Source organism: Flavobacterium sp. MR2016-29 (assembly GCF_015350695.1).
Lineage (GTDB): Bacteria > Bacteroidota > Bacteroidia > Flavobacteriales > Flavobacteriaceae > Flavobacterium.
This window is the reverse complement of the sequence record NZ_JADKPU010000008.1, coordinates 53518-74889: the sequence shown is the minus strand read 5'-3', so window position 1 is coordinate 74889 and position 21372 is coordinate 53518. Positions and strand designations below refer to the sequence as shown.

General features: G+C 35.6%; 13 protein-coding genes. 6 read left to right on the top strand and 7 right to left on the bottom strand.

The window, feature by feature from the left end; genetic code table 11:
- Positions 1-116: 116 nt before the first annotated feature.
- The 6 genes from IR010_RS16405 to IR010_RS16380 form a co-directional block, all read right to left on the bottom strand.
- A complete protein-coding gene (locus IR010_RS16405; RefSeq protein ID WP_194569636.1) occupies positions 117-1739 on the bottom strand; it encodes a glycosyl hydrolase family 18 protein in 1623 nt (540 codons plus the stop codon).
- Positions 1740-1937: 198 nt separating this feature from the next.
- Positions 1938-4610: a beta-1,3-glucanase family protein gene (locus IR010_RS16400; RefSeq protein ID WP_194569638.1), complete on the bottom strand. Its 2673-nt coding sequence runs from the start codon at positions 4608-4610 to the stop codon at positions 1938-1940.
- A gap of 115 nt (positions 4611-4725) precedes the next feature.
- A complete protein-coding gene (locus IR010_RS16395) occupies positions 4726-8685 on the bottom strand; it encodes a family 16 glycosylhydrolase (RefSeq protein WP_194569640.1) in 3960 nt (1319 codons plus the stop codon).
- Between the two features lie 217 nt (positions 8686-8902).
- Positions 8903-11833 carry a triple tyrosine motif-containing protein gene (locus IR010_RS16390; protein ID WP_194569642.1) on the bottom strand — a complete coding sequence of 977 codons (2931 nt, stop codon included), beginning with the start codon at positions 11831-11833 and terminating at the stop codon, positions 8903-8905.
- A 372-nt stretch (positions 11834-12205) separates the two neighbouring features.
- The gene (locus tag IR010_RS16385) at positions 12206-12844 is read right to left on the bottom strand and encodes an HAD family hydrolase (protein ID WP_194569644.1); all 639 of its coding nucleotides are present in this window, start codon (positions 12842-12844) and stop codon (positions 12206-12208) included.
- A gap of 91 nt (positions 12845-12935) precedes the next feature.
- A complete protein-coding gene (locus tag IR010_RS16380; protein ID WP_194569646.1) occupies positions 12936-13400 on the bottom strand; it encodes an NUDIX hydrolase in 465 nt (154 codons plus the stop codon).
- A gap of 175 nt (positions 13401-13575) precedes the next feature.
- Between IR010_RS16380 and IR010_RS16375 the strand changes: the two genes are divergently transcribed.
- Positions 13576-14742, top strand: a complete 1167-nt coding sequence (locus IR010_RS16375) for a DUF4861 family protein (RefSeq protein WP_194605411.1) — start codon at positions 13576-13578, stop codon at positions 14740-14742.
- Between the two features lie 235 nt (positions 14743-14977).
- On the opposite strand, the gene IR010_RS16370 is transcribed toward IR010_RS16375, so the two are convergent.
- Complete coding sequence (locus tag IR010_RS16370; protein ID WP_194569800.1) at positions 14978-15991, bottom strand: LacI family DNA-binding transcriptional regulator; 1014 nt, start codon at positions 15989-15991, stop codon at positions 14978-14980.
- Between the two features lie 174 nt (positions 15992-16165).
- Between IR010_RS16370 and IR010_RS16365 the strand changes: the two genes are divergently transcribed.
- The 5 genes from IR010_RS16365 to IR010_RS16345 all read left to right on the top strand — a co-directional run bounded on the left by IR010_RS16365 (position 16166) and on the right by IR010_RS16345 (position 21218).
- Entirely contained in the window at positions 16166-16621 is a 456-nt protein-coding gene (locus IR010_RS16365; protein WP_029272560.1) for a YhcH/YjgK/YiaL family protein, read from the top strand.
- The gene (locus IR010_RS16360; protein WP_194605408.1) at positions 16618-17280 is read left to right on the top strand and encodes a bifunctional 4-hydroxy-2-oxoglutarate aldolase/2-dehydro-3-deoxy-phosphogluconate aldolase; all 663 of its coding nucleotides are present in this window, start codon (positions 16618-16620) and stop codon (positions 17278-17280) included. The genes IR010_RS16365 and IR010_RS16360 overlap by 4 nt, the downstream gene beginning before the upstream one ends.
- Before the next feature lie 7 nt (positions 17281-17287).
- Complete coding sequence (locus IR010_RS16355; protein ID WP_194605405.1) at positions 17288-18100, top strand: SDR family oxidoreductase; 813 nt, start codon at positions 17288-17290, stop codon at positions 18098-18100.
- Between the two features lie 24 nt (positions 18101-18124).
- On the top strand, positions 18125-19309 hold the full coding sequence (gene uxuA / locus IR010_RS16350) for a mannonate dehydratase (RefSeq protein ID WP_029272563.1): 1185 nt from the start codon (positions 18125-18127) through the stop codon (positions 19307-19309).
- Between the two features lie 280 nt (positions 19310-19589).
- Entirely contained in the window at positions 19590-21218 is a 1629-nt protein-coding gene (locus tag IR010_RS16345; protein ID WP_194605402.1) for a hypothetical protein, read from the top strand.
- Positions 21219-21372: the final 154 nt, after the last annotated feature.

Here is a 21372-nt window from a genome sequence, read left to right as displayed (position 1 = left end):
TTTAACACATAGATACATGGTTTATAATTCGTCATAGAGGCGTTTTAAAATCAACTCTATTAAAAAAATAAAACATGTTTCTATGTGTTTAAATAATTTTACAATAAAGCAAAAACTTATTTTTTAATAAAACGTCGTACTGTTTTGATTCCGTCTTTTTCAACTAAAATCAAGTAGATACCGCTTTTTAAACCAGCAACGTCAATACTGTTGTTATTTGCTTTTTGTGTAGAAACTGTACCGCCGTCTTGAGAATTTATTACACTTACATCTGCTCCAGAAACTTCTGCAGAAAAGAAAAGTGTATCTTCTGTAGGACTTGGATAAACAGTCAGACTTTCAATCTTATCTGTAGAAGCCGATTTTGCCGCTAAAGCTGAACCTGATTTTGTGATTCTGAACCAATTTAGATTAAAGCCTGTATTTTGAACATATATTCCGAAGTTATATGTTCCGGCATTTACATTTACGGTTTGCGTAATCGTCTGCCAATTTTGCCATCCACCTGTATTTGGTACATCCACAGCACCAAGCTGAATGGTTCCTGCAGTTAAATCAGAAGATAATCTTCCGCCTGAAACAGCACTTGCAACTCTATATTCAATTACATAAGAACCTGAAGTTGGGAAATTGATATTGTAATACGCCAGCCAGTCTCCTGTATCTGCATAACCAACATTTAAACCGCCTCCGGTATCTGTTGTTGCTTCTGTTTGAATCCCGCTCATAGCATTATAACTTTCAGCCTGAATCAAAGTTCCTGTTGCTGGTGGCTGACTTCCTGTAATAACTTGGTTAACAGCTGTTAATAATGATTTAGAACCAACAGCATCCTGTGATAATTCCCAGATCATAACACCGCCCGCATTTTGAATCGCGAAAGTTGTTTTTGCTTTTATTGTTGGAATTCCGTTATAATAAATTGTATTTCCTACCTGATCTAAATTTTCAGCTCCAGGATATTGCGCTACGATATTTGCATATGAAATTCCTTGATTAGCCGCAGCTCCAAAACCATAACCATAAAATGGCAATCCTATTATAGCTTTGCTTGCTGGTAATCCTCTTCCTGTCCAGTAATTAAACTGATTTACTGCCATACTGTAAGGAGAATGCTGTCCTGGACTTCCAGGCGCCCAAGGACCTGTTGCGTCATAAGCCATAATATTAATCCAGTCGTATGTTGCAAAAGTTGATGAAGGTACATTTGCACCGCCATAACCTTCTGAAAGCGCTGCTGAAATCAGCTTGCCATTAGCATGTAATTTATTAGCCAGAGCTATTACAAATCCGCCGTAATCTCCGTTAATTGCTGGGCCTTCAAGATCGACATCGACTCCGTCAAAATTATGAGCTACAACATAATCGTAGATTTTTTGAATAAAAGCAGTTCTGTTTGCCGGTGTAATGAGGTTAAAATAATTATCGCGAATTGCACCGCCTTCTGAAACGGAACCTCCGCCAAGCGAAACAAAAACTTTTACATTTTGTCCGTGCGCCGCATTGATAATAGTATTGCTTCCTGAATTGAAAGTCAGATATCCATTTGCATCAGGGTTTTCGAACGCAATATTGATGTGCGTTAGTTTACTGTATTGAATCGTGCTCGAAAAAGCATTTAAATCAATCCAGTTTGGAATATAAGCGATAACTTTTTTTTGGGCTACTGCTAAGTTAAAAACACCCAAAACTAAAATAAGTATGCATTTCTGCAGCATTCTTCTGTAATTGTTTTTCATAATAATTGTTTTAATAGATTAATAAACTCGTAAATTATGGGGAGGTTTTTGAGTTGTATTTTTTTAATCCCTATCCCGAAGCTTCGGGACGGGATAGATTTAAGACTTTAAATTTTAGATTAATTTGGAATCTAATTTCGTAGAACTAACACTACTTATTATTATCTAAAATTTAAAGCCAAAAATCAGTTTTTAAAACTATTTTTTAATAAAACGTTTGATAGTCTGCTTGCCCTCTTTTTCAAAAACAACAAAATAGATTCCTTTTTTTAAATGAGAAACATCCATACTGTTATTATTGATTTTTTGAGATAAAACCATTGTTCCCGTTTGAGAATCAACAATTTTTACATTTTCTCCAGAAACATCTGTCGTAAAGAAAATTGCACTGTCTGCCGGACTCGGGTAAACATTTAAAGCTGTTTCAACTGGAATTTCTTCGGCAACTGGTGCAGAAGCCGTTTTTGCAGCTAAACCAGCACCAACTTTAGTAATTTTTATCCAGTTGATGTTCATTCCCGTATTTTGAATATAGATTCCGAAATTGTAAGTTCCAGCATTCACATTTACAGTTTGCGAAACAGTTTGCCAGTTCTGCCATCCACCGGTATTTGGAATATCCACATTTCCTAAAACAATTGTTCCTCCGTTTAAATCAGATGATAACCTGCCGCCTGTTACAGCACTTGCTACTCTGTATTCTATTAAATAAGAGCCTGTTGTTGGAAAATTAATACTGTTATATGCTAACCAGTCGCCAGTTTCTGTGTAACCTACGTTTGAGCCTCCGCCTGCATCTGTTGTAGCTTCAACCTGAATACCGCTCATTGCAGAATAATCCTCGGCTTGAATTAAAACTGAAGTCTGTGACGTTGTAGCTGGAACTAATTTCCATTGTCCACAAGTCTGATTGTTATTGTCCCATTGCTGTACAATAGCGCCAGAAGCTGTACTTGCTCCTGCAACTTCTACAATTCTACCACTATGTCTGGCTACAATTTTATAAAATCCATCGCCTGTAGAAACTAGTACAAACTGCTGATTCGTTGTGGCATTGTATGGATATTGTTCTACACGCGCACCATTGGCTTTATTAAAATTGTTTACATCTAAAGACTGTCCGCTGTGATTGGCAATAATTTTATACAATCCGTCTCCTAGATGTGTAAAAGTAAATTTCTGATTATTTCCGGAATTAAGAGCACCTTGATTGATTCCTGCGCCATTAGATAAACTTGAATTCCAAACATCCATATACAAACCGCTATTTCTATTTTGCAAAAAGAAAGTCTGATTTCCTAAAGTTGTTGTTCCGTTTGCCAAAATTCTGATAGAAGTTACTTTGTCATTCCACGTTGTGTTTAAACAAGCATTATCAGAATTAATTACAGTTGAGGCTCCAGTAAAATTATCATCTTGATATAAAATTGCCTGAAAACCAGGAGTAATTTTAAGCGAAGAAATATCATCATTTAAAACACCTAAAGTATTTAAACGTGCCAGATTATAATCTCCAATTGTCAATCCGCCAGAAAATCCAGTGTAATTACAATCTTTATAAACCGTGATTACATCTGTTGTTGCAGGAACAGCGGGAACAATTCCTGCGTATCCTCCAAAACTTGCGATAACTTTAGTAGGTTGTGGCGAATGAAGTGATGGCGATTGATCAGCAACATCATCATAAGCAAATCCATAAGCAAGATTATCAACGCTTATTCCAGGCAAGTGCCAAAATTTAGAATAATGATTCGTTGGATTTACCTGATAAAATTTCGAAGCATCGTACCAATTTTGCTGTCCCGGATTTGCAGTTGTAGTATTTACAACATGCCTGTTTATAGCTGCAGTTAATTGTGCCTGAATAACAAGATCTAAATCTCCATCGACCAATCTTCTGTCCAGAACACCTTTCCCTTCTAGTGCTTCTTGAGTCGAAGGTCTGTTTTGAACCCTTCCTGTACGACCGACAAAACCTCCAGACTGCCCAACCATTTCAAGCTGTTCGCCAATAACTCTTCCTTTAAAAACTCCGGCATCTCCGGCGTAAAAGATCAAATCTTCATTTTTGTATTTGTTCCAAATTGCATCAATATAAGATTTCAAATAATTAGCTTGTGGTCCAACACTGGTTCCTCCTGTTCCGTCTGCAAAAGCAGGCGTTTTAGACGGTGCTGTAATTTCTCCCGTTGCATCGTTGACACAACCTTGAAATTCTGATGGAACATTGGCTTTGAAGGCTGCAACAATATCCTCGTGCTTTTTTAATTCACCTACTTTTTTCTGATATCCATTGGCTCCAAATAATTCTAATCCCATTGGGTATTTATACGAATCCACTCGAGAAGGATTTCCGAAGAAACCATATTGATTGTTAGTCAATTCAATGATTTCATATAAAATTCCCTGATTCGGATCTGTAGCATTCAGCGGATTTGGTGAAGTATATCCCGATGGCGCTCCACTTGCTCCAAAAAAGTAAAAATACAATTGCTGCCCTTTCGAAATAAAAACCCTGCAGCCTGCAATTTGTGGCAGTGTAAAAGTCTTATTCGGAATTTCGCTCAATTTAGTAAAACAAGCAGCATATTTTGAGTTTTGTCCCGGTCCGGTATTTCCGCCAATTGTCGGTCCGGTTACAGTATTATAAGATGAACTCATTGGCAAAACCTGACTCGTTTTGGCATTTACCCAGACGTGATTTCCAGTGGTGTAATCAATACCCACAATAGCCACATATAATTCGCTGTCATTAAATGTAGAAGTATTACTGATTGTAAACGGTATAGGACCCTGCCCATACATAAAGTTAGACAGCAATACAAATAATACTGTCGCAAAAACACTTTTTAGTAATTTAAAATTCCTCATTGATTTTTTTATTTGGGTTAATAAATTGGTTTTAATTAATAGTAAGAATGAGAAAATAATTAGGCGTAAAAAGTTGGGTGCAATTATTTAGGATCATCACACCCAACGGGTTTTGTTATTGTTTAATTAATTTTTTAGTCCAGCTTTTTTGGTCTGATTTGAAATTCAGTATATAAATTCCTTTACTGAGTTTGCTGATGTCTATAGCATTTTCAGTGGTCCCAGAATTCAATTCTTTCTGCAATATCAGTGTTCCTGAATTATCATAAATTGTTATCACTTTATTATCTAATTTTTCAGGTACTGAAAGCTGTACATAATTGTTTGCCGGATTCGGATACATTGCAAAAACTGTAATTTCTGCTGGAGCATCATCAATAACAGCAGCTGCTTTTTTGGCTGTTGATGCAGATCCGTAAGCTTCGATTTCAAACAAAGAATATCCGTAAGGCGCTAAAGCTTTTGACGTACATAATATTCGGAGATATCTTCCTGATCCGCTTACTGCCAAGTCATCAGTTCCTCCATCGCTGGCTGTCTGTGTGTTTATGGTTTCGTTTTCGGTAAAAACATTATCTGTCGAAATTTGAATTTTGTATTGAGTTGCAAAAGCGGCTTCCCATTTTAGAACTACACGATTAATATTGTAATTGCTTCCCAAATCAACGTAAATCCACTCGCTTGCGTTCGCAAAACTGCTTGCCCAACGTGTTGCTGCATCTCCATCTGTGGCTTTCGCCGATGAGTAAGTAGCATTTTCTTCTGTAGAGGCTGTCGCCGTTTTAGCTAAAGCTAAGTTCACATTAGGATTTGGCGTAATATTTCGCACAATAACATCGCTGAAAACTCCTGTCCCTAATGTTCCATTTACATGAGAGGTAACTGCCATTCCTACATAAATTGTGTTTGCCATTGCAATAGTTTTTGGGGTTCCAAGTTGTGTCCAAGTTGTTCCATTATCAGATGAATAAGATGTGAACACATTTCCTGATCGTACGACACGAACCCATTTTGGAGCTGTTCCCGCAACAACCTGAGCCGTCGTAATTCCTGAAACAGCATCTCGTGTTAAAAATTCTATACCCGCAGCGGCACTTACATCGGTCAAAGCGTGTTTAGATGTTGGCGTAAGCGTTTCACGGAACATCACTCCCGCTTTAGCGTATGTATTTGTGTTGGTTAGAGAATTTACTTTGGCAATAATTTCGGCATCACCAGTAATGGATTGGTTTACAAATTGAAATTGATCGCTTGTTTCCCAAATATCACTTCCTGAACCTTTTATGGTAAAAGTTCCGTTAGCGTGAGTTGCTTCTCCCGCAGGAGTGACAGCTCCTAAATCGGTACTGATCCAAGGTGATGGCAATCCAGCTGGAGGATTTTCTGTAGAAACTAAATTTACTGCTCTGATATTATCAAAATAGTAGGTATTTCCAGAACTTGTACCCGGTTCTAACAAGAAAACAAAACGATTTACTTCGCTGTCTAATGTCGATGCATCTGGCGAGCTTGCATACGTAAATATAAGTGTGTGCCAAGTATTTGTCTGTTTTACAACTGCTTGATAAATACTGTGTCGCCCTACAGGATAATTAGACGGAACAGAAGCACTGCTTTCTGCCTGCCACGAAATTATAGATCCAACCGGAGCTGAAGTATATACATCCATAGCAAATTTTTTAGTTCCGTTTTTGAAATCCCCAATATTGGTTAAACTGGTATTGAATGAAAAATTATCATACAATTCAGTTGATTTTCTAACATATTTTCCAACATTTGATGAAGTATTAATTCCGCTTGCATTCGGGTTTGCAGTGTTTGGCGTATAAGTTCCGATAGCATCTCTGAAAGAAATATTATGAACCGTTTGATAATCTTCATAAACAACTCCAGCTGTGTAAGTATCCGGAAGTTTTGTAGAACCTATTCTGATATTATCAAAATAATACGTATCGCTTGTATAAGAACCTGAATTTGCTAATATTACCATTTGGTTGATTGCCAGATTTGAAGTTCCTGCATCTGGACTTGAATTATAATAGAAAGTCAACGTTTCCCATTGATTTTGTTTGGTCGTGATTGCTACATAATTACTATTTCTTCCTGTTGGAAAATTAGCTGGAAGCGATGTCGCACTATTCTCTAAATTAAGACTTACAACTGTTCCAATTGGTGCAGAAGTATAGACATCAATCATAATTTTATTGGTCTGATTTTTTAACAAACCAGCATCTTCAATGGTGCTTTGGGTATTAAAGAAAAGAACATCATACTGCTCCGTTACATTTCGAACGTACTTCGCCACATTTGGGGAAGAATTAACGGAATTAGTTCCAGGATTTGCCACAACAGAATACGTTCCGGTTGTAGTGCCTTTTATAATTTTATTGATGCCGTCGTAATTTTGTAAAACATCGGTCGCAATAATTGGTTTTTCTGGAGCTGCCTTTGTAAGCAGATTATCAATATAATATGTAGCTCCTGAATTAGAATTGGATTCAAAAAGGAAAACTACGTTGTTAATTGTAAGTGCACTTGTATTTGGGTCGATTACTTTTTCGAATTCAAACTCAATTGTTTCCCATTTGTTTTGAACTGTTGTTGTCGCTTTATAACCGCTGTGTCGTCCTGATGGAAAATTTGTTGCAGTTGTAACCAAACTATTTTCTAACTGCATCGAAATTTTAGTTCCAACAGGCGCCGAAGTATAAATATCAAAAGAGATCTTTTTTCTGCCGTAAACATAATCGTTTGCATTACTGATCACTACATTTTTGATATTTAAGACATCATACAATTCAGAGGAATTGCGAACGTACTTACCAACCAAAGCCGAAGTATTAATTCCAGTAGCTGAAGGATTTGCAACTGCTTCTGTCAAGACTCCTGTTTTATTTCCGTATACAACATTTCTGTTCGATTGAAAATCTTCGTAAATTCTTTCTACTGGTAAAGGCACTTCTGTCGTTACCGCCAATTTATAAGTATTAGCGGCACATCCTGAAACTGTCGTCGCTACAGAAACATCTCCTCCAGATGTCCCCCAGTTTACAGTAATCGTGTTTGTACCTTGTCCTGATGTAATAGTTGCGCCTGCAGGAACTGTCCAATTGTAGGCGGCACCTGCAATTGCATTTATAGAATACGTCTTACCCGTTTCATTGTTGTATACTTTTGCATCACCTAGTACGCCATAAGTAAAACTGCCACTGTAAACGCGAACATAATCAACTTGCAATTTTGCTGGAAAATCAGCTGGAATGGGTTCTACGCCCGCACCGTTTACACTTGTGTAAGGTGTTCCTAAACTTCCTACAGCAAGATTCAAAATGATGTAAAACTGCTGGTCATTAAAAGGCCAGCCGCCATTTACAGTTGTATTTGGGGTAGCGGTATGAAATAAATTTCCATCAATAAACCATTTAATGATATTTGGTCCCCATTCTACCGCATAAACGTGAAATTCTGTAGACAAATCAGTAGGAGAACTATAACTTCTTCCTGTATAATGATAACCACCGCCATCGTAGTGAATTGTTCCATCAATCGATTTTGGGTTTCTGTGCTTGGCTTCCATGATGTCAATTTCACCTGTGTATGGCCAATTTGAAGTTCCCGCAGGAAGCATCCAAAATGCTGGCCAAGCTCCCATTCCACTTGATAATTTCATACGGGCTTCGATTCTTCCATATTTAATAGCATACTTTCCTTCCGTCGTCAATTTTGCCGAAGCATAAGGCTGTTGCGGAAAGGAAGCATTTGGCTCGTATTTCGCCTGAATGTTTAAATAACTGTCTGTTCCTTCTTTAACAATTGTGGCCTGATTAGGATCATAACGCTGAGCCTCTGCATTTCCGAATCCGCAAAGCGAGGGACAGCCGTTTCCAGAAATACTTTGCCATTTGGTTAAATCGACGGTTGTGCCGTTAAATTCATCTGACCAAATAAGCGTGTTGCATTGCGAATAAATTTTGAAAAAGGGCGATAAAAATAAGAGCAAAAGCATTACATACCTTTTCAAAAAATAATAATTATTTCTCGGTGGTCGGCCGAAAAAAGAGTCTTTTTGTTTCATTTTTTTTTAGTTTTTGTTAGTACAGTTTATTACGCTGATAAAATCTGTTTTGTAGAAAATAGATTGTTATTTTGGTAATAATCCGACAATATTAACAAATAAATCAGGCAAGACTTACATTTTGGGGTACGGTTTGACTACGGTGTTTATAAAAAAATGTAATAAATAGCCGTCAAAAAGCGTAAAACTACTTGAGATTTTACTTAATAATAAAAAACTAAAAATTTAGAATGAATTCGGTTATGTTTGCATCAGAAGGAAGCTGTAATTTTTTTCGAATACGATATCGTGTGTCTTCAACACCTCGAACCGAAATTCCTAAAAGCGGTGCAATTTCTTTAGTATTGAAATTCATTCGCAGGTAAGCGCACAAACGCATGTCGCGAGGCGTTAATTCCGGATAGCTTGTTTTGAGGCGCTGCATAAAATTATCGTGAAGCTGATTGAAAATTTCTTCAAATTCATTCCAATGTTTATCACCTTGAAGTTCATGATCGATTAACTTGTTTATTTTAGCTAATAAACTGAAGTTTACATTTGGTTCATTTTTCTTATCAATTTGTCCAATCAGTTCTTTTATAGAAAGAAGAATTTCATTCAAATGAATAAGGTTCACGGTGTTTGAAGCTACTTTTGCATTTTGGAGATTAATTGTGTTTTCAAGATTATCACGGATTATAGCCATGTTCTCTTGTTCTAAAGCGAGTTTTTGCTCGTTTAATTCGGCGCGGTTTCGTAAAAGTTCTTTTTCCTGATTCAATATTAACTGTTCACGATCACGTTCAGCAAGATTTTTTTGATAACGGATAATCGCATAAATTAAAACTCCAAAAAGTGCCAAATACAAAATATAAGCCCAACCGGTTCTGTACCAAGGCGGTAGAATTTCAAATTTAAAAACAGCTTCTTCACTTACCACATCGTAAATGTTCTTTGCTCTCACATGAAAGATATATTCGTTTTCAGGCAAATTTGTATATTCTTTTTCGGTTTGAAGACTGTATTCTGACCATTTTGGTTCAAAACCTTCAAGCCAATATTCGTATTTTGTTGCATCGGCTTCATCATAACACAGTGAAGCAAATGAAAAATGCAAAGCGTTATTTGAATAAGATAAAACAGGACAAAGTACATTATTTGCTGTTTCCGTATTCGTTGGCAGTACATCATACCTGCTGGAATATAATAAACTGTCTTTCGGAAAAATAGATTTCACTTCAGAAATAACTGCCTTATATTTAGATTGATATCTTTTATTTTTAGTTGCATTATAATGAATCAAACCGTCTTGAGTTCCAAAAAAAACATCACCGCTTGAAGTCGTCTGAATATTCTCAAAACCTGGTACATATAAATATCGAAGTTTTCGAAAAGGCAATTCTTCTATCTCAAAATTTCCTTTTGATTTCTGGCTCATTTTGCCTGTATTTTCTCCTGAGATATACCAGATATTATTTTGATTATCAGCTTTAAGCAAACGGATATGACTTTCTAAGCCCAAGTATTTCTTAAAAACTGGATCTGGAATCATTTTTTTTGAAACCGTATTTTGTTTATAAATACCTTTTGTTGTTCCAAACAGCATCTCGTTATTTATTTTAAAAGTATTGAGAAACAAGCTCGACGGAAAACCATCCGCCTGATTGTAAAACTGAACATTTGAAACAGCATCGAATGTTTTATTAAAGTTGAGTTTATAAATTCCTTTATAGCCGTGAGCAATCCAAATATTTCCCTCTTTATCCGTTACGATGATTCTGCTGCTTTCTTCAAAGCCTTTAATTTTATTTTGATAAGCCCACGATCCGTTTCTATTTTTTAATAAATACAGTCCCGTGTAACCGCCAACGAGCAAAAGATCAGGGTGATTTGGTACAATTATACCTTGCCAAGCGCCATCTATCTTTGCTAATAATTTGGCTGTATTATTTTTTATCTCGAAAATTCCATTCTTCTCAAAAGCCAACAGCGAATTTCCAAAAACTCCAACATTCCATACGTTTTCTGACATACCAGAAATATGCTGAAAATGTACATTTTCATGCTGACCGTTTTTATAGGCATCCCAATCAAGCCAAAATACACCATTGTCTGTAGCAATATAAAGTTTGCTTTGATAAATGTGACTGCAATATATTTTAGTTTCTGAATTTGAGGTATCGCGAATTTTTGACAAAGGCGAAGCAATCTGAATCAATGAAATACCTTCTTTAAGCGTCACCCACAAATTATCTTCTTTATCAACCTTGAGATTCGTTACATACTCGTTCTGCAACCCCATTTGTTTGTTGATGTGCTGGATCAAATGTCCTGCACTATCTATAACTATCAACCCAGATTGTCGTGTTCCGATTCCGTAATATCCATCAGAAAGTAGTATTGCGGTAGAGATTTGATTTTGTTTGAGCAAATCATCAGCTTCAGTAGCGAAAGGCTTTATTTGATTGTTTTTATAAATAAAAAGCCCATTTTTTTGGGTCAGCAATAATAATCCCTCTTTTGTGTCGAATGCCTTTCTAATTTTAATTCCAGCGAATTGTTGCCCATCGGTTGTGGGTTGCAAAACGCCATCTTTAAGTTTCATTAGACCTTTTGCATTATCTAAAACATAGATATCCGAATTGACTTTAAAAAATTCATCAAAATTAGAATTTGACTGTATAACCTTGATTTTATTATTCTTATAAATGAATATTTTTTCGCTTGAAAAAAAGATTACTTCATTATTAAATAAAACCGTGTGCAGAACATCACCAAAATTTCTGGCTGCAGCAGGGAGTAATTTTGCTAGAGAAGTATATTTATACTGTCCGTTTGGCAACTGAAATGCATAACCAAAATCGCCTTGCGCGCCAACGTAGATTTTGTCGTGTTTGTCAATGGCAAGAGAACGCACCATACTTTTGTTTTCAGGCTGGGTAATTATACTCCATCGCACACCATCGAACTGCATGATCCCGAAATGATTGGCAAAAAACATCATTCCTTTAGAATCTTGGAGAACATCCCAATTTTCTGAAGCTGCTTTATAAGTTTTCGGACTGTAATTTGTTATAAAAGGAACGCCAATTTTTTTAATTTGGGAATTAAGAATTGGAGAAATAAGCGATATTAATAGAACTAAAATTCTAATTATAAATTTCGTCATTTTTGTTTCTGTATGTAGGTTATGTAGTGACTTTTGGGAAATCACTTCTGAAAAAAGCTCTTTGGGAAAAGCTTTTCGTCAGATAAAAAACCATCCAATTTTTCAATCAAAGCTTAATAATTTAACATTAATTATCAATCAAAAAAGAGAATGTCGAAATTCAAATATATAAAAATTTATTTTAATGTAACAAATTACATTCGATTTTGATAATCTTGCAATTCGATTATTAGATAATTAGATAATTTGCAAACTTTGACAAAGTCGCTGAACTTGAAACTTGAAACTTGAAACCTGAAACTTGAAACTTGAAACCTGAAACTTGAAACCTGAAACTTGAAACTTGAAACCTGAAACTTGAAACCTGAAACTTTAAAATCCTAAAATATCGCTTAACTCTTCATACGAATGAAAAAGAATTGCACCTTCTTTCTCTAAATCTTCATTATTGTAACCGTTTGCAAAACCGTACACTTTAAAACCTCCACCAATTCCAGAAATTACTCCGGCTTTGCTGTCTTCAATAACTATACAGTCTTTTACACCGAAACTCATTTCTTTGGCGGCATGTAAAAAGATTCCAGGATCTGGTTTCCAGCTGTTAATTTCATACGAACTAAATATTTTATTTTCGAATTTATCTAACAAACCTGCTACTTCGAGATTCAGTCTGATTTTGTCAACGGGACCGCTTGAAGCCACACAATACGGAATTTTTAATTTTTCTATGAATTTGAAGATACCTTCCATAGGCGTCACTTGCGTTTTGAAAGCTTCGAAACTTTTTTGGCGGTAATCTGCTTCAAAGTTATCTGGAAGTTTTTTAGCGATAGAATTCTCGATTTGAAGAAAACATTCTTTTAAACTGCGTCCGTTAAAATTTCGGTAAGCATCTTCTATTTTCATTTGAAAGCCATATTCGGCAGCCATTGAAAGCAAGATGCCGTTGCCTATTTTTTCAGTATCTACGAGAACGCCATCACAATCAAAAATTATACATTTAACTTCCATACTTTTTTTTTTACAATTTATAAGCTGTAGGCTTTAAGCCAGAAGCTTTTTTAAAATCTGTTTGAAGCTCACAGCCTAAAATGCCCAAAATCTAAAGTGAGGATGAAATTTTAGAAATTATTTGAATAATAAAATCAGCTTGTGCGGGATTTATTTTTTTCAAAGCTTCGTCTGTCTGAAACCAATCGCCTTTATCTATTTCGGGGAAATTTTGAAGTTTTCCAGATTTTGGGGGCCATTCCATTTCGAAATCGTTGCTTTTTATCATAGTTTCATCAAGATCAAATTCAACTGCCCAAGCGTGGACTATTTTACCGGATTTTAATTTTACATATTCTAGTTTAATGAAATCGCCTTCGACTTCAAAACCCGTTTCTTCCTTAAATTCGCGTACTGCAGCATCAAGAGGGTCTTCTTCCTCTGTAAATTCTCCTTTCGGAATTGACCAGCTTTCTAAATCTTTGTTTTTCCAGAATGGCCCGCCTGGGTGAACCAAAAAGAAAAAAATTGTTTTACCTATAAATTTGTATGCTAATATGCCGGCGCTTTGTTTCATGTTATCCTGATTTTATAACTAAAGATACTATTTAATTGCAAGATTTTTTCGAATTAATCTCATTATCAAGATTCTGTACTTATTTATACCTTTTATGTATTTATATATGCTATTTGATTTGTATTTTTATGAAATCAAAAAATCATTTCTTTAAAGAAATTAATTATATCCTATTTTGAAAAAACCACTTTTATTCATCGCAATTTTAGCAGCTAATTTTGCTGTTCAATCTCAAAATAAAACAATTACCGTAATAAATTCACTTCCAGTAAATCGTGAATTTGAAACCGTAGAACTGACAAAAAAATCACTTGGTTTGCCAAAATCAGCAAAGCTCGAAAATTTTAGTATTAAAGAAGCAAGCACCAATTTATATTTAGAAACGCAAAGCGTTGATAACGATGGCGACGGAAATATGGATGTATTATTGTTTCAGCCAAAAATAGGCGCTTCGTCAAGCAAAGATTTCGAAATTGTCGCTTCTAATTCTGAACCATCAAAAAACATTAATTGCTATTCCAGATTTGTTCCAGAAAGGACAGACGATTATGCTTGGGAAAATAATAAAGTTGCTTTTAGAACCTATGGTCCAGTTGCACAAAAAATGGTTGAAGACAATGTTGCCGGAGGAACTTTGACCAGCGGAATTGACGCTTGGTTAAAAAGAGTTGATTATCCCATTATTAATAAATGGTATGAAAAAGCAACTTTAGGAACCGGAACGTACCATAAAGATACAGGCGAAGGTTTGGATAATTTTCATGTTGGAGACAGCCGAGGCGTTGGCGGAATTGCTGCAAACGTAGACGGAAAATATTATTTTTCTAAGAATTTCATCACTTGGAAAACTATTACAACAGGACCAATCAGAACAAGTTTTATTTTGACTTATGCGAATTGGGATGCAAAAGGACATAAAATAACTGAATCGAAATTAATCAGTTTAGATTATGGAAGTTATCTTTCTCGCTTCGAAATCAATATCAAAGGAAGCAAAACAATTGCTGCCGGATTAACGCTACATGACAAAAAAGGAACTATTGGTACGAATGTAAAAGAAGGCTGGATAAGTCATTGGGAACCTATCGATGATTCGGAAATCGGAACGGGAATTGTAGCTCCAAACAACACCTTGCTTAGTTTTGAGAATTATGTAACTAACGACAAAGACTTAAGTAATTTATACGCAAATATCAGCATAAAGAAAAAGAAGGCAATCTATTACACCGGTTTTGGATGGAAAAAAGGAAGTCCGTTTCAAACCCAACAAGAATGGGAAAAGTATTTGAGTTCTTTTGCTGAAAAAATAAATAATCCGCTTAGTGTTAAGGTAAAGAAGTAAATTATTGAGGCCTCGGGTTTAGCGGATTTAAATGGGTTTTCGCTGATTTGTTATTAAAAAAAATGAAAATAACACACAATCTTGTCATTTCGAGGAACGAGAAATCACACAAGAAATGCCGCAAAATTATCACTAATCTTTGTAGCGTCGCATGTGTGATTTCTCGTTCCTCGAAATGACAAAAATGAGAATAATAAACCAGCGAAAACCCTCTTAAATCCGCCAAACCCGCGGGCTATTTTTTTCTCCCCACAGGAAAATAATTCTCCTTCAAAATAATCTCTAACGGAATATAATGCGTTTTTTCAACTGTTTCCTGAAGCACTAATTTTTTATACAAATGATTTACAGCCATATAACCTTGTTCTTCTGGTCTTTGGTTAATCAAGAAATCAATTACACCTTTATTTAAGTATTCGATATTTTCTTTTAATAAATCGTAACCTATAATTCGGACGCCTTTGATATTGTTTTCATATAAAAATCGGGCTACAATATAAGCTCTGGAATTTGGAACAAAAACACTGTTTATCCCAGAAAACATTTCTAAATTCAGTTGATCAATACCAGAATCTTTAATGGTAACTTCTGAAAATTTGAAATTTGTAAGTTCATGGTTATCTCTAAAAAAAGAATAAAATCCGTCGATACGCTGCAAATAAACAGATGTACTTTCAATTTCGCGCGTAATCTTAAAAATCAAAATCTGCCTTTCATTTTTCACAGCAAAACTAATCAGCCTTCCTGCAAGATAACCGCTCTGAAAAGCATCTTGACCTACATAAGCATGTTCTTCATCAGTTGAAATATTAGAATCGATCATGACAACTGGAATATTCTTAGCTTCATATTCATTTAAAAAACGTACCGATTCTTCGTAAAAAATAGGTGCGAATAATAATCCGTCACACTCAAAATCGAGTACTTTTTTGATCATTTCCTTAAAAGAAACTTCATTAAAATCATAAAAGAAATAATCTAAAATAACTCCAAATTTTCCAAATTCGACAGCGGCTTTTTCAATTCCGATAATCTGACTTTTCCAGTATTCTAAATTTTCATATTTTGGAAGAAAAACAGCAAATCGAAACTTCTTATTTAATGCCAGATTACTAGCCAGAATATTTCGTTTGTAGCCGTATTCTTCTATAATAGCATTTACCTTATCTACATTTTCCTGAGCTACCTGCCCACGATTATGGATAATGCGGTCAACCGTTCCCGGCGAAACGTTTGCAAGTGCTGCAATTTTTTTAATAGTTATGATATTCTTTCTTTTTAAGTTAAAATGAAGTTGTTAAAGACCTAAAATTATTATTATTTTCAGTAAATATAAGTTGTTTTACTTAACTTTTTATATACATTTGTAATAATCCGTGTGCGTACACGCAAATTTAATAATTAAAATATATAAAACATAAAAATGATAGTAGATTCATTACAAAATGCAGCCAAATATCATAGCCTGCATCCTAATTTCAAAAAAGCATTTGATTATGTAAACCAAAATGACATAAGCAAACTTGAAGAAGGCGTTATTGAAATTGCCGAAGGACTAAAAGTAATTGTAATAGTTGGCGAAGGAACGACTAAAGAAGAAAGCATTAAAGGTTTTGAATGTCATGATAAAAATATAGACATACAAATTTCAATAAAAGGTCCAGAAACTTTTGCTTGGAAACCGAGAGAAAAATGCATCAGTCCAAATGGAGATTACAGCGATGAAAAAGACGTTCGCTTTTTTCATGACAAGCCAGATATGTTTTTTCAATTGCAGGAAAAACAGTTTGCTATATTATTCCCAGAAGATGTTCACGCTGCAATGATTGGCGAAGGCACGCTAAAAAAAATCGTTATTAAAGTAAAAATAGACGCATGAGTACTATCCAAAATTCAATAGACATTGTCGCAGCTCAAGGAATTCTTCCGCTGTATTTCAATACCAATCAAACGATCAGTATTGATGTTCTTAGAACATTGTACAATGCAGGAATCAGAGCTGTTGAGTATACCAACAGAGGTTCAGAAGCAATATTCAATTTCAAAAAAATGGTTGAAGTGCGAAATGCAGAAATGCCTGGAATGCTGTTGGGCATCGGAACTATAAAAAATGTATCACAGGCAGAAGAATTTTATGCTGCTGGAGCTGACTTTTTTATAAGTCCTGGTTTTGTGCCTGAGGTTGCTGTTTATTTAAAAAGCAAAAACGTTTTGTACGCTCCTGGCTGTATGACACCAACAGAAATAATTGCCGCTGAAAATGCTGGAATAAAATTCGTAAAACTTTTTCCTGGAAATATTTTAGGTCCAGATTTTTTGAGCAGTATTAAAGATATATTTCCAAACCTAATTTTTATGGTAACAGGCGGTGTCGATACTACACACGATAACATTCACAACTGGTTTTTGGCAGGAGCTTCTTCTGTTGGATTGGGAAGCAAACTAATCAGTAAAAAACGTATGGACGAAGCTGATTATGATGTAATTGCCAGTGAAACAAGGAAAGTTCTTGAAATAGTTCAGACGATTAGAAAATAATATAAATATGGATTCAATATTTAACCTAAGAGGGAAAATAGCACTTATAACGGGCGGCGCCGGTGTATTAGGAAGCAACTTTGCAAACGTTCTGGCTAATAAGGGCGTTATTGTCGGAATCGTTTCTCAATCGATTGAAAAAGCCAATAAAACGGTAGAAGCAATCGAAAGCAATGGCGGAAAAGCTTTTGCAATTCAGGCAAATGTTTTGAATAAAGAAGAACTAGAAAACGCAAAAAATTTAATTGTTGAAAAATACGGCCGACTTGACATTCTGATCAACGCTGCTGGAGGAAATATGCCCGGAGCAACCATTAGTCCAGATCAAGCCATTTATGACATGCAGGTTGATGATTTACAAAAAGTAGTAGATCTGAATATTATTGGAACAATGCTTCCTTCGCAAGTATTTGCTGAGCTTTTTGCCAAACAAAAACAGGGAATTATCATCAATATTTCATCAGCTTCAGCACAAAGACCTCTGACGAGAGTTGTTGGGTATTCAGCATCGAAAGCCGCGATTGACAATTTCACACAATGGATGTCGGTTGAACTGGCAACAAAATATGGCGAAGGAATTCGTGTAAACGCTATTTCGCCTGGATTTTTCATCGGAGAACAAAATCGAGCTTTATTGCTTACTCCAGAAGGAAAATTAACTCCAAGAGGTGAAAAAATTATCGATCATACTCCAATGGGAAGATTTGGGACGCCGCAAGATATTGATGGTGCGCTTTTATTTTTATGCAGCGACATGTCAAAATTTGTGACAGGAACCATTATAAAAGTAGACGGAGGATTTTCGGCTTCTAGTATTTAAATAATTATCAAAAAGCAAATTAGAATGGAACAAACATTACGATGGTTCGGACCAAATGATCCTGTTTCTTTACAAGATATCGCACAAACCGGAGCAACCGGAATTGTTACCGCTCTCCATCATATTCCGAATGGAGAAGTCTGGAGTATCGACGAAATTATAAAACGTAAAGTCGAAATTGAACATCAGGATGGAGATCCTAAAAAAGGTGCTTCTGGCCTGACTTGGTCTGTTGTAGAAAGTGTTCCGGTTCATGAAGACATTAAAAAACAAACTGGAAATTACCTTCAATACATTGAAAACTATAAAGAAAGCATTCGAAACTTAGCTTTATGCGGGATAAAATGCATCTGTTACAATTTCATGCCGGTTTTAGATTGGTCAAGAACTGATTTGGCTTATGTAACAGCAGACGGATCAAAGGCTTTGCGTTTTGACATTAATGCTTTTGCTGCTTTTGAATTGTTTATTTTGAAAAGACCTGGAGCAGAAAGAGAATACACCTCAATACAAATTGAAAAGGCTTCTAAATACTTTAACGCCATGAGCGATGATGATAAAGTAAGATTGCAGCAAAATATTCTAGCAGGGCTTCCAGGTGCTGAAGAAGCTTATTCTGTAGAAGATTTTCTAGTGACTTTGAGTGGTTATAATCATATTGACAGAAAAGCATTAAAGGAAAATCTTTTTTTCTTTTTAAAAGAAATTATTCCAGTAGCCGAAAGTAAAGGCGTTTTGATGGCGATTCATCCTGATGATCCGCCCTACCCGATTTTAGGCTTGCCGAGAGTTGTGAGCACCGAAGAAGACTTAACTGAATTAATGAATGCTGCGCCTTCTAAATCAAACGGTTTTACGATGTGTACAGGTTCATACGGCGTAAGAGAAGACAACGATTTGCCAGGAATTGTAAAACGTCATGGCGATAAAATGAATTTTATTCATTTAAGAAGTACCGAAAGAGACGAAGAAGGAAGTTTTTATGAAGCCAATCATCTTGAGGGTGATGTAGATATGTACGAAGTTGTAAAAGCAATTATCGAAGTAGAAAAAAGAAACGGAAGCAGCTTGCCGATGCGCCCTGACCACGGGCATCAAATGCTGGACGATTTGAATAAAAAAACAAATCCGGGTTATTCTGCAATTGGCCGTTTAAGAGGTCTTGCAGAATTGCGCGGTCTTGAAATGGGGATCAAAAGATCTTTATAAAAGTTTGTTGCGAAGAAGGTAGAGATTTTTTTTATCTCGCAGGTTTAGCGGATTTTTTGTCATCCTGACGAAGGAAGAATCGCACTCGAAATTCTAAAAGAAAACAGATAATCTTTACAGCGCTATTAGTGTGATTTCTCGTTCCTCGAAATGACAAACTACACTTTTAAATGTAATCTGCTAAATCTGGCGAGATCTGCGAGAGAAATAAAAACTTAGTGTCTTAGCGTAGCGGCAAAAGCTCAAAAAAAACTAACTAACCACAAAAAACCACAAAACCATGATTCGCCAAGCCATTCTTATCTCCTGTGTTCTTTTTATGGACACTTTAATGGCACAGGAAATACCCAAGATTATTACTTCAAAAACCAATTATCTCCCTGATTTCAGCTATGCCGGATATCATTTCGGCGAAAGTCAAATCTCACAAAACGAAGGAAAAGTTATTAATGCCACAGATTTTGGCGTAAAGGCAAATGATAATTTAGATGATTCGAAAGCACTTTTGAAGGCTTTAAAAATTGCTAATGAAACACAGGGAAATGTAATTTTGCAATTACCCGCCGGACGAATTATCCTAAGTGATGTAGTATACATCGAAAGAAGCAATTTTGTACTTCGAGGTGCAGGTTCTGGAGAAAATGGTACAGAAATTTATTGTCCTCGACCGCTGATGTATCTTAAAGATCCTGAATCACTTGCAGAATTAAGAGAATATTTAACCACTTTCGACAAAAGACAGCGCGAACCAGAAAACAATATTGATTTGGCTTTTTCGCAATATGCCTGGTCTGGAGGTTTTATTTGGACACAAGTCCCGAATGAGCGCGTAAAATCGTATTTAGATAAATACGAGCCAACTCCAAATGTTTTAGCGAAAGTCAGCTCTGGCAATATGGGCGAACATAGCATTACAGTTTCTGATGTCAAAAATTTAAAAGTCGGAGATATTGTCGAACTTCAGTTATTCAATAAAGATGGAGAAAAAGGCGAAATCATCAAAGATTTATATAAAGGTGCCAATGTAAAACCAGGTTCGCATCATTGGAAATTTCCGAAACTTCCAATCGTTAGACAACAAGTAGAAATTACTAAGATTTCAGGTTCTAAAATAACTATAAAAACACCTTTAACCATTGCCATAAAACCGAGTTATCAGGCACAATTGGTAGAATGGAAACATTTAAATGAAGTTGGAATTGAGCATCTGCGTTTTACTTTTCCTGATATTCCAAGAGTTGCGCATCATGTCGAGCCGGGAAATAATGCGATATTTTTAACGCGTCTTTTTAACAGCTGGGTCAAAGATGTTACCATTACCAATGCCGACAGCGGTATTTTAGCTGAAGAAATTTCAAATGTTACGGTTCAAGATATCATTACAAATGGTGATCATATGGCTCATTATACTGTGACTTTAGGCGGTGTGCATAATGTTTTGGTCAAAAATCTTAAAATTTATAATAAAACAGTTCATCCGCTGAGCTTCAATACTTTTGCGACGAAAAATGTATATCAGAATTGTGAAATTTTTGCTGATCCACTTTTAGATCAGCATTCTGGAGCCAATCATCAAAATTTATTCGATAATATAACCGTTCACATAACTCAAGATAAAAACAACAGTTACCTGTTATTTGGCGGTGGCGGTGCTGATTATTGGAAACCCTCCCACGGACCGTTCAGTACGTTTTGGAATTTAAATATAGACGTTGCAAATCCAGATTCTAAAGCAGTTTTATTATACGGAATGAAAGACGGACCATTTGCCAGAATTATAGGCGTTAACGGAAATGCTAAATTCGAAATAAAATATGAACCCGACGCTTTTATTGAATTTGTAAATACACCAATGGATAAAATTCCTTCACTGTACAATTATCAACTAAAGAACCGCTTAAAAAAATAATTCAAACACATAGAAACATAGTTTTTGGCATATAAAAGGCGTTTCACTTACATTAACAATCATAGTACTTTGAGTATAGCTATGTATGAAAACTAGTTTTTTTGATTTTTTTATACAAGAAAGAAATGACATAAAATGAGAAAACCTTTGCCTC

What these genes read in the sequence shown, in the direction of transcription:
- IR010_RS16395 (WP_194569640.1), bottom strand. Translation starts at nt 8,685, where the DNA reads ATGAAACAAAAAGACTCTTTTTTCGGCCGACCACCGAGAAATAATTAT.
- IR010_RS16345 (WP_194605402.1), top strand. Translation starts at nt 19,590, where the DNA reads ATGATTCGCCAAGCCATTCTTATCTCCTGTGTTCTTTTTATGGACACT.
- IR010_RS16385 (WP_194569644.1), bottom strand. Translation starts at nt 12,844, where the DNA reads ATGGAAGTTAAATGTATAATTTTTGATTGTGATGGCGTTCTCGTAGAT.
- uxuA (WP_029272563.1), top strand. Translation starts at nt 18,125, where the DNA reads ATGGAACAAACATTACGATGGTTCGGACCAAATGATCCTGTTTCTTTA.
- IR010_RS16380 (WP_194569646.1), bottom strand. Translation starts at nt 13,400, where the DNA reads ATGAAACAAAGCGCCGGCATATTAGCATACAAATTTATAGGTAAAACA.
- IR010_RS16405 (WP_194569636.1), bottom strand. Translation starts at nt 1,739, where the DNA reads ATGAAAAACAATTACAGAAGAATGCTGCAGAAATGCATACTTATTTTA.
- IR010_RS16365 (WP_029272560.1), top strand. Translation starts at nt 16,166, where the DNA reads ATGATAGTAGATTCATTACAAAATGCAGCCAAATATCATAGCCTGCAT.
- IR010_RS16390 (WP_194569642.1), bottom strand. Translation starts at nt 11,833, where the DNA reads ATGACGAAATTTATAATTAGAATTTTAGTTCTATTAATATCGCTTATT.
- IR010_RS16360 (WP_194605408.1), top strand. Translation starts at nt 16,618, where the DNA reads ATGAGTACTATCCAAAATTCAATAGACATTGTCGCAGCTCAAGGAATT.
- IR010_RS16400 (WP_194569638.1), bottom strand. Translation starts at nt 4,610, where the DNA reads ATGAGGAATTTTAAATTACTAAAAAGTGTTTTTGCGACAGTATTATTT.
- IR010_RS16355 (WP_194605405.1), top strand. Translation starts at nt 17,288, where the DNA reads ATGGATTCAATATTTAACCTAAGAGGGAAAATAGCACTTATAACGGGC.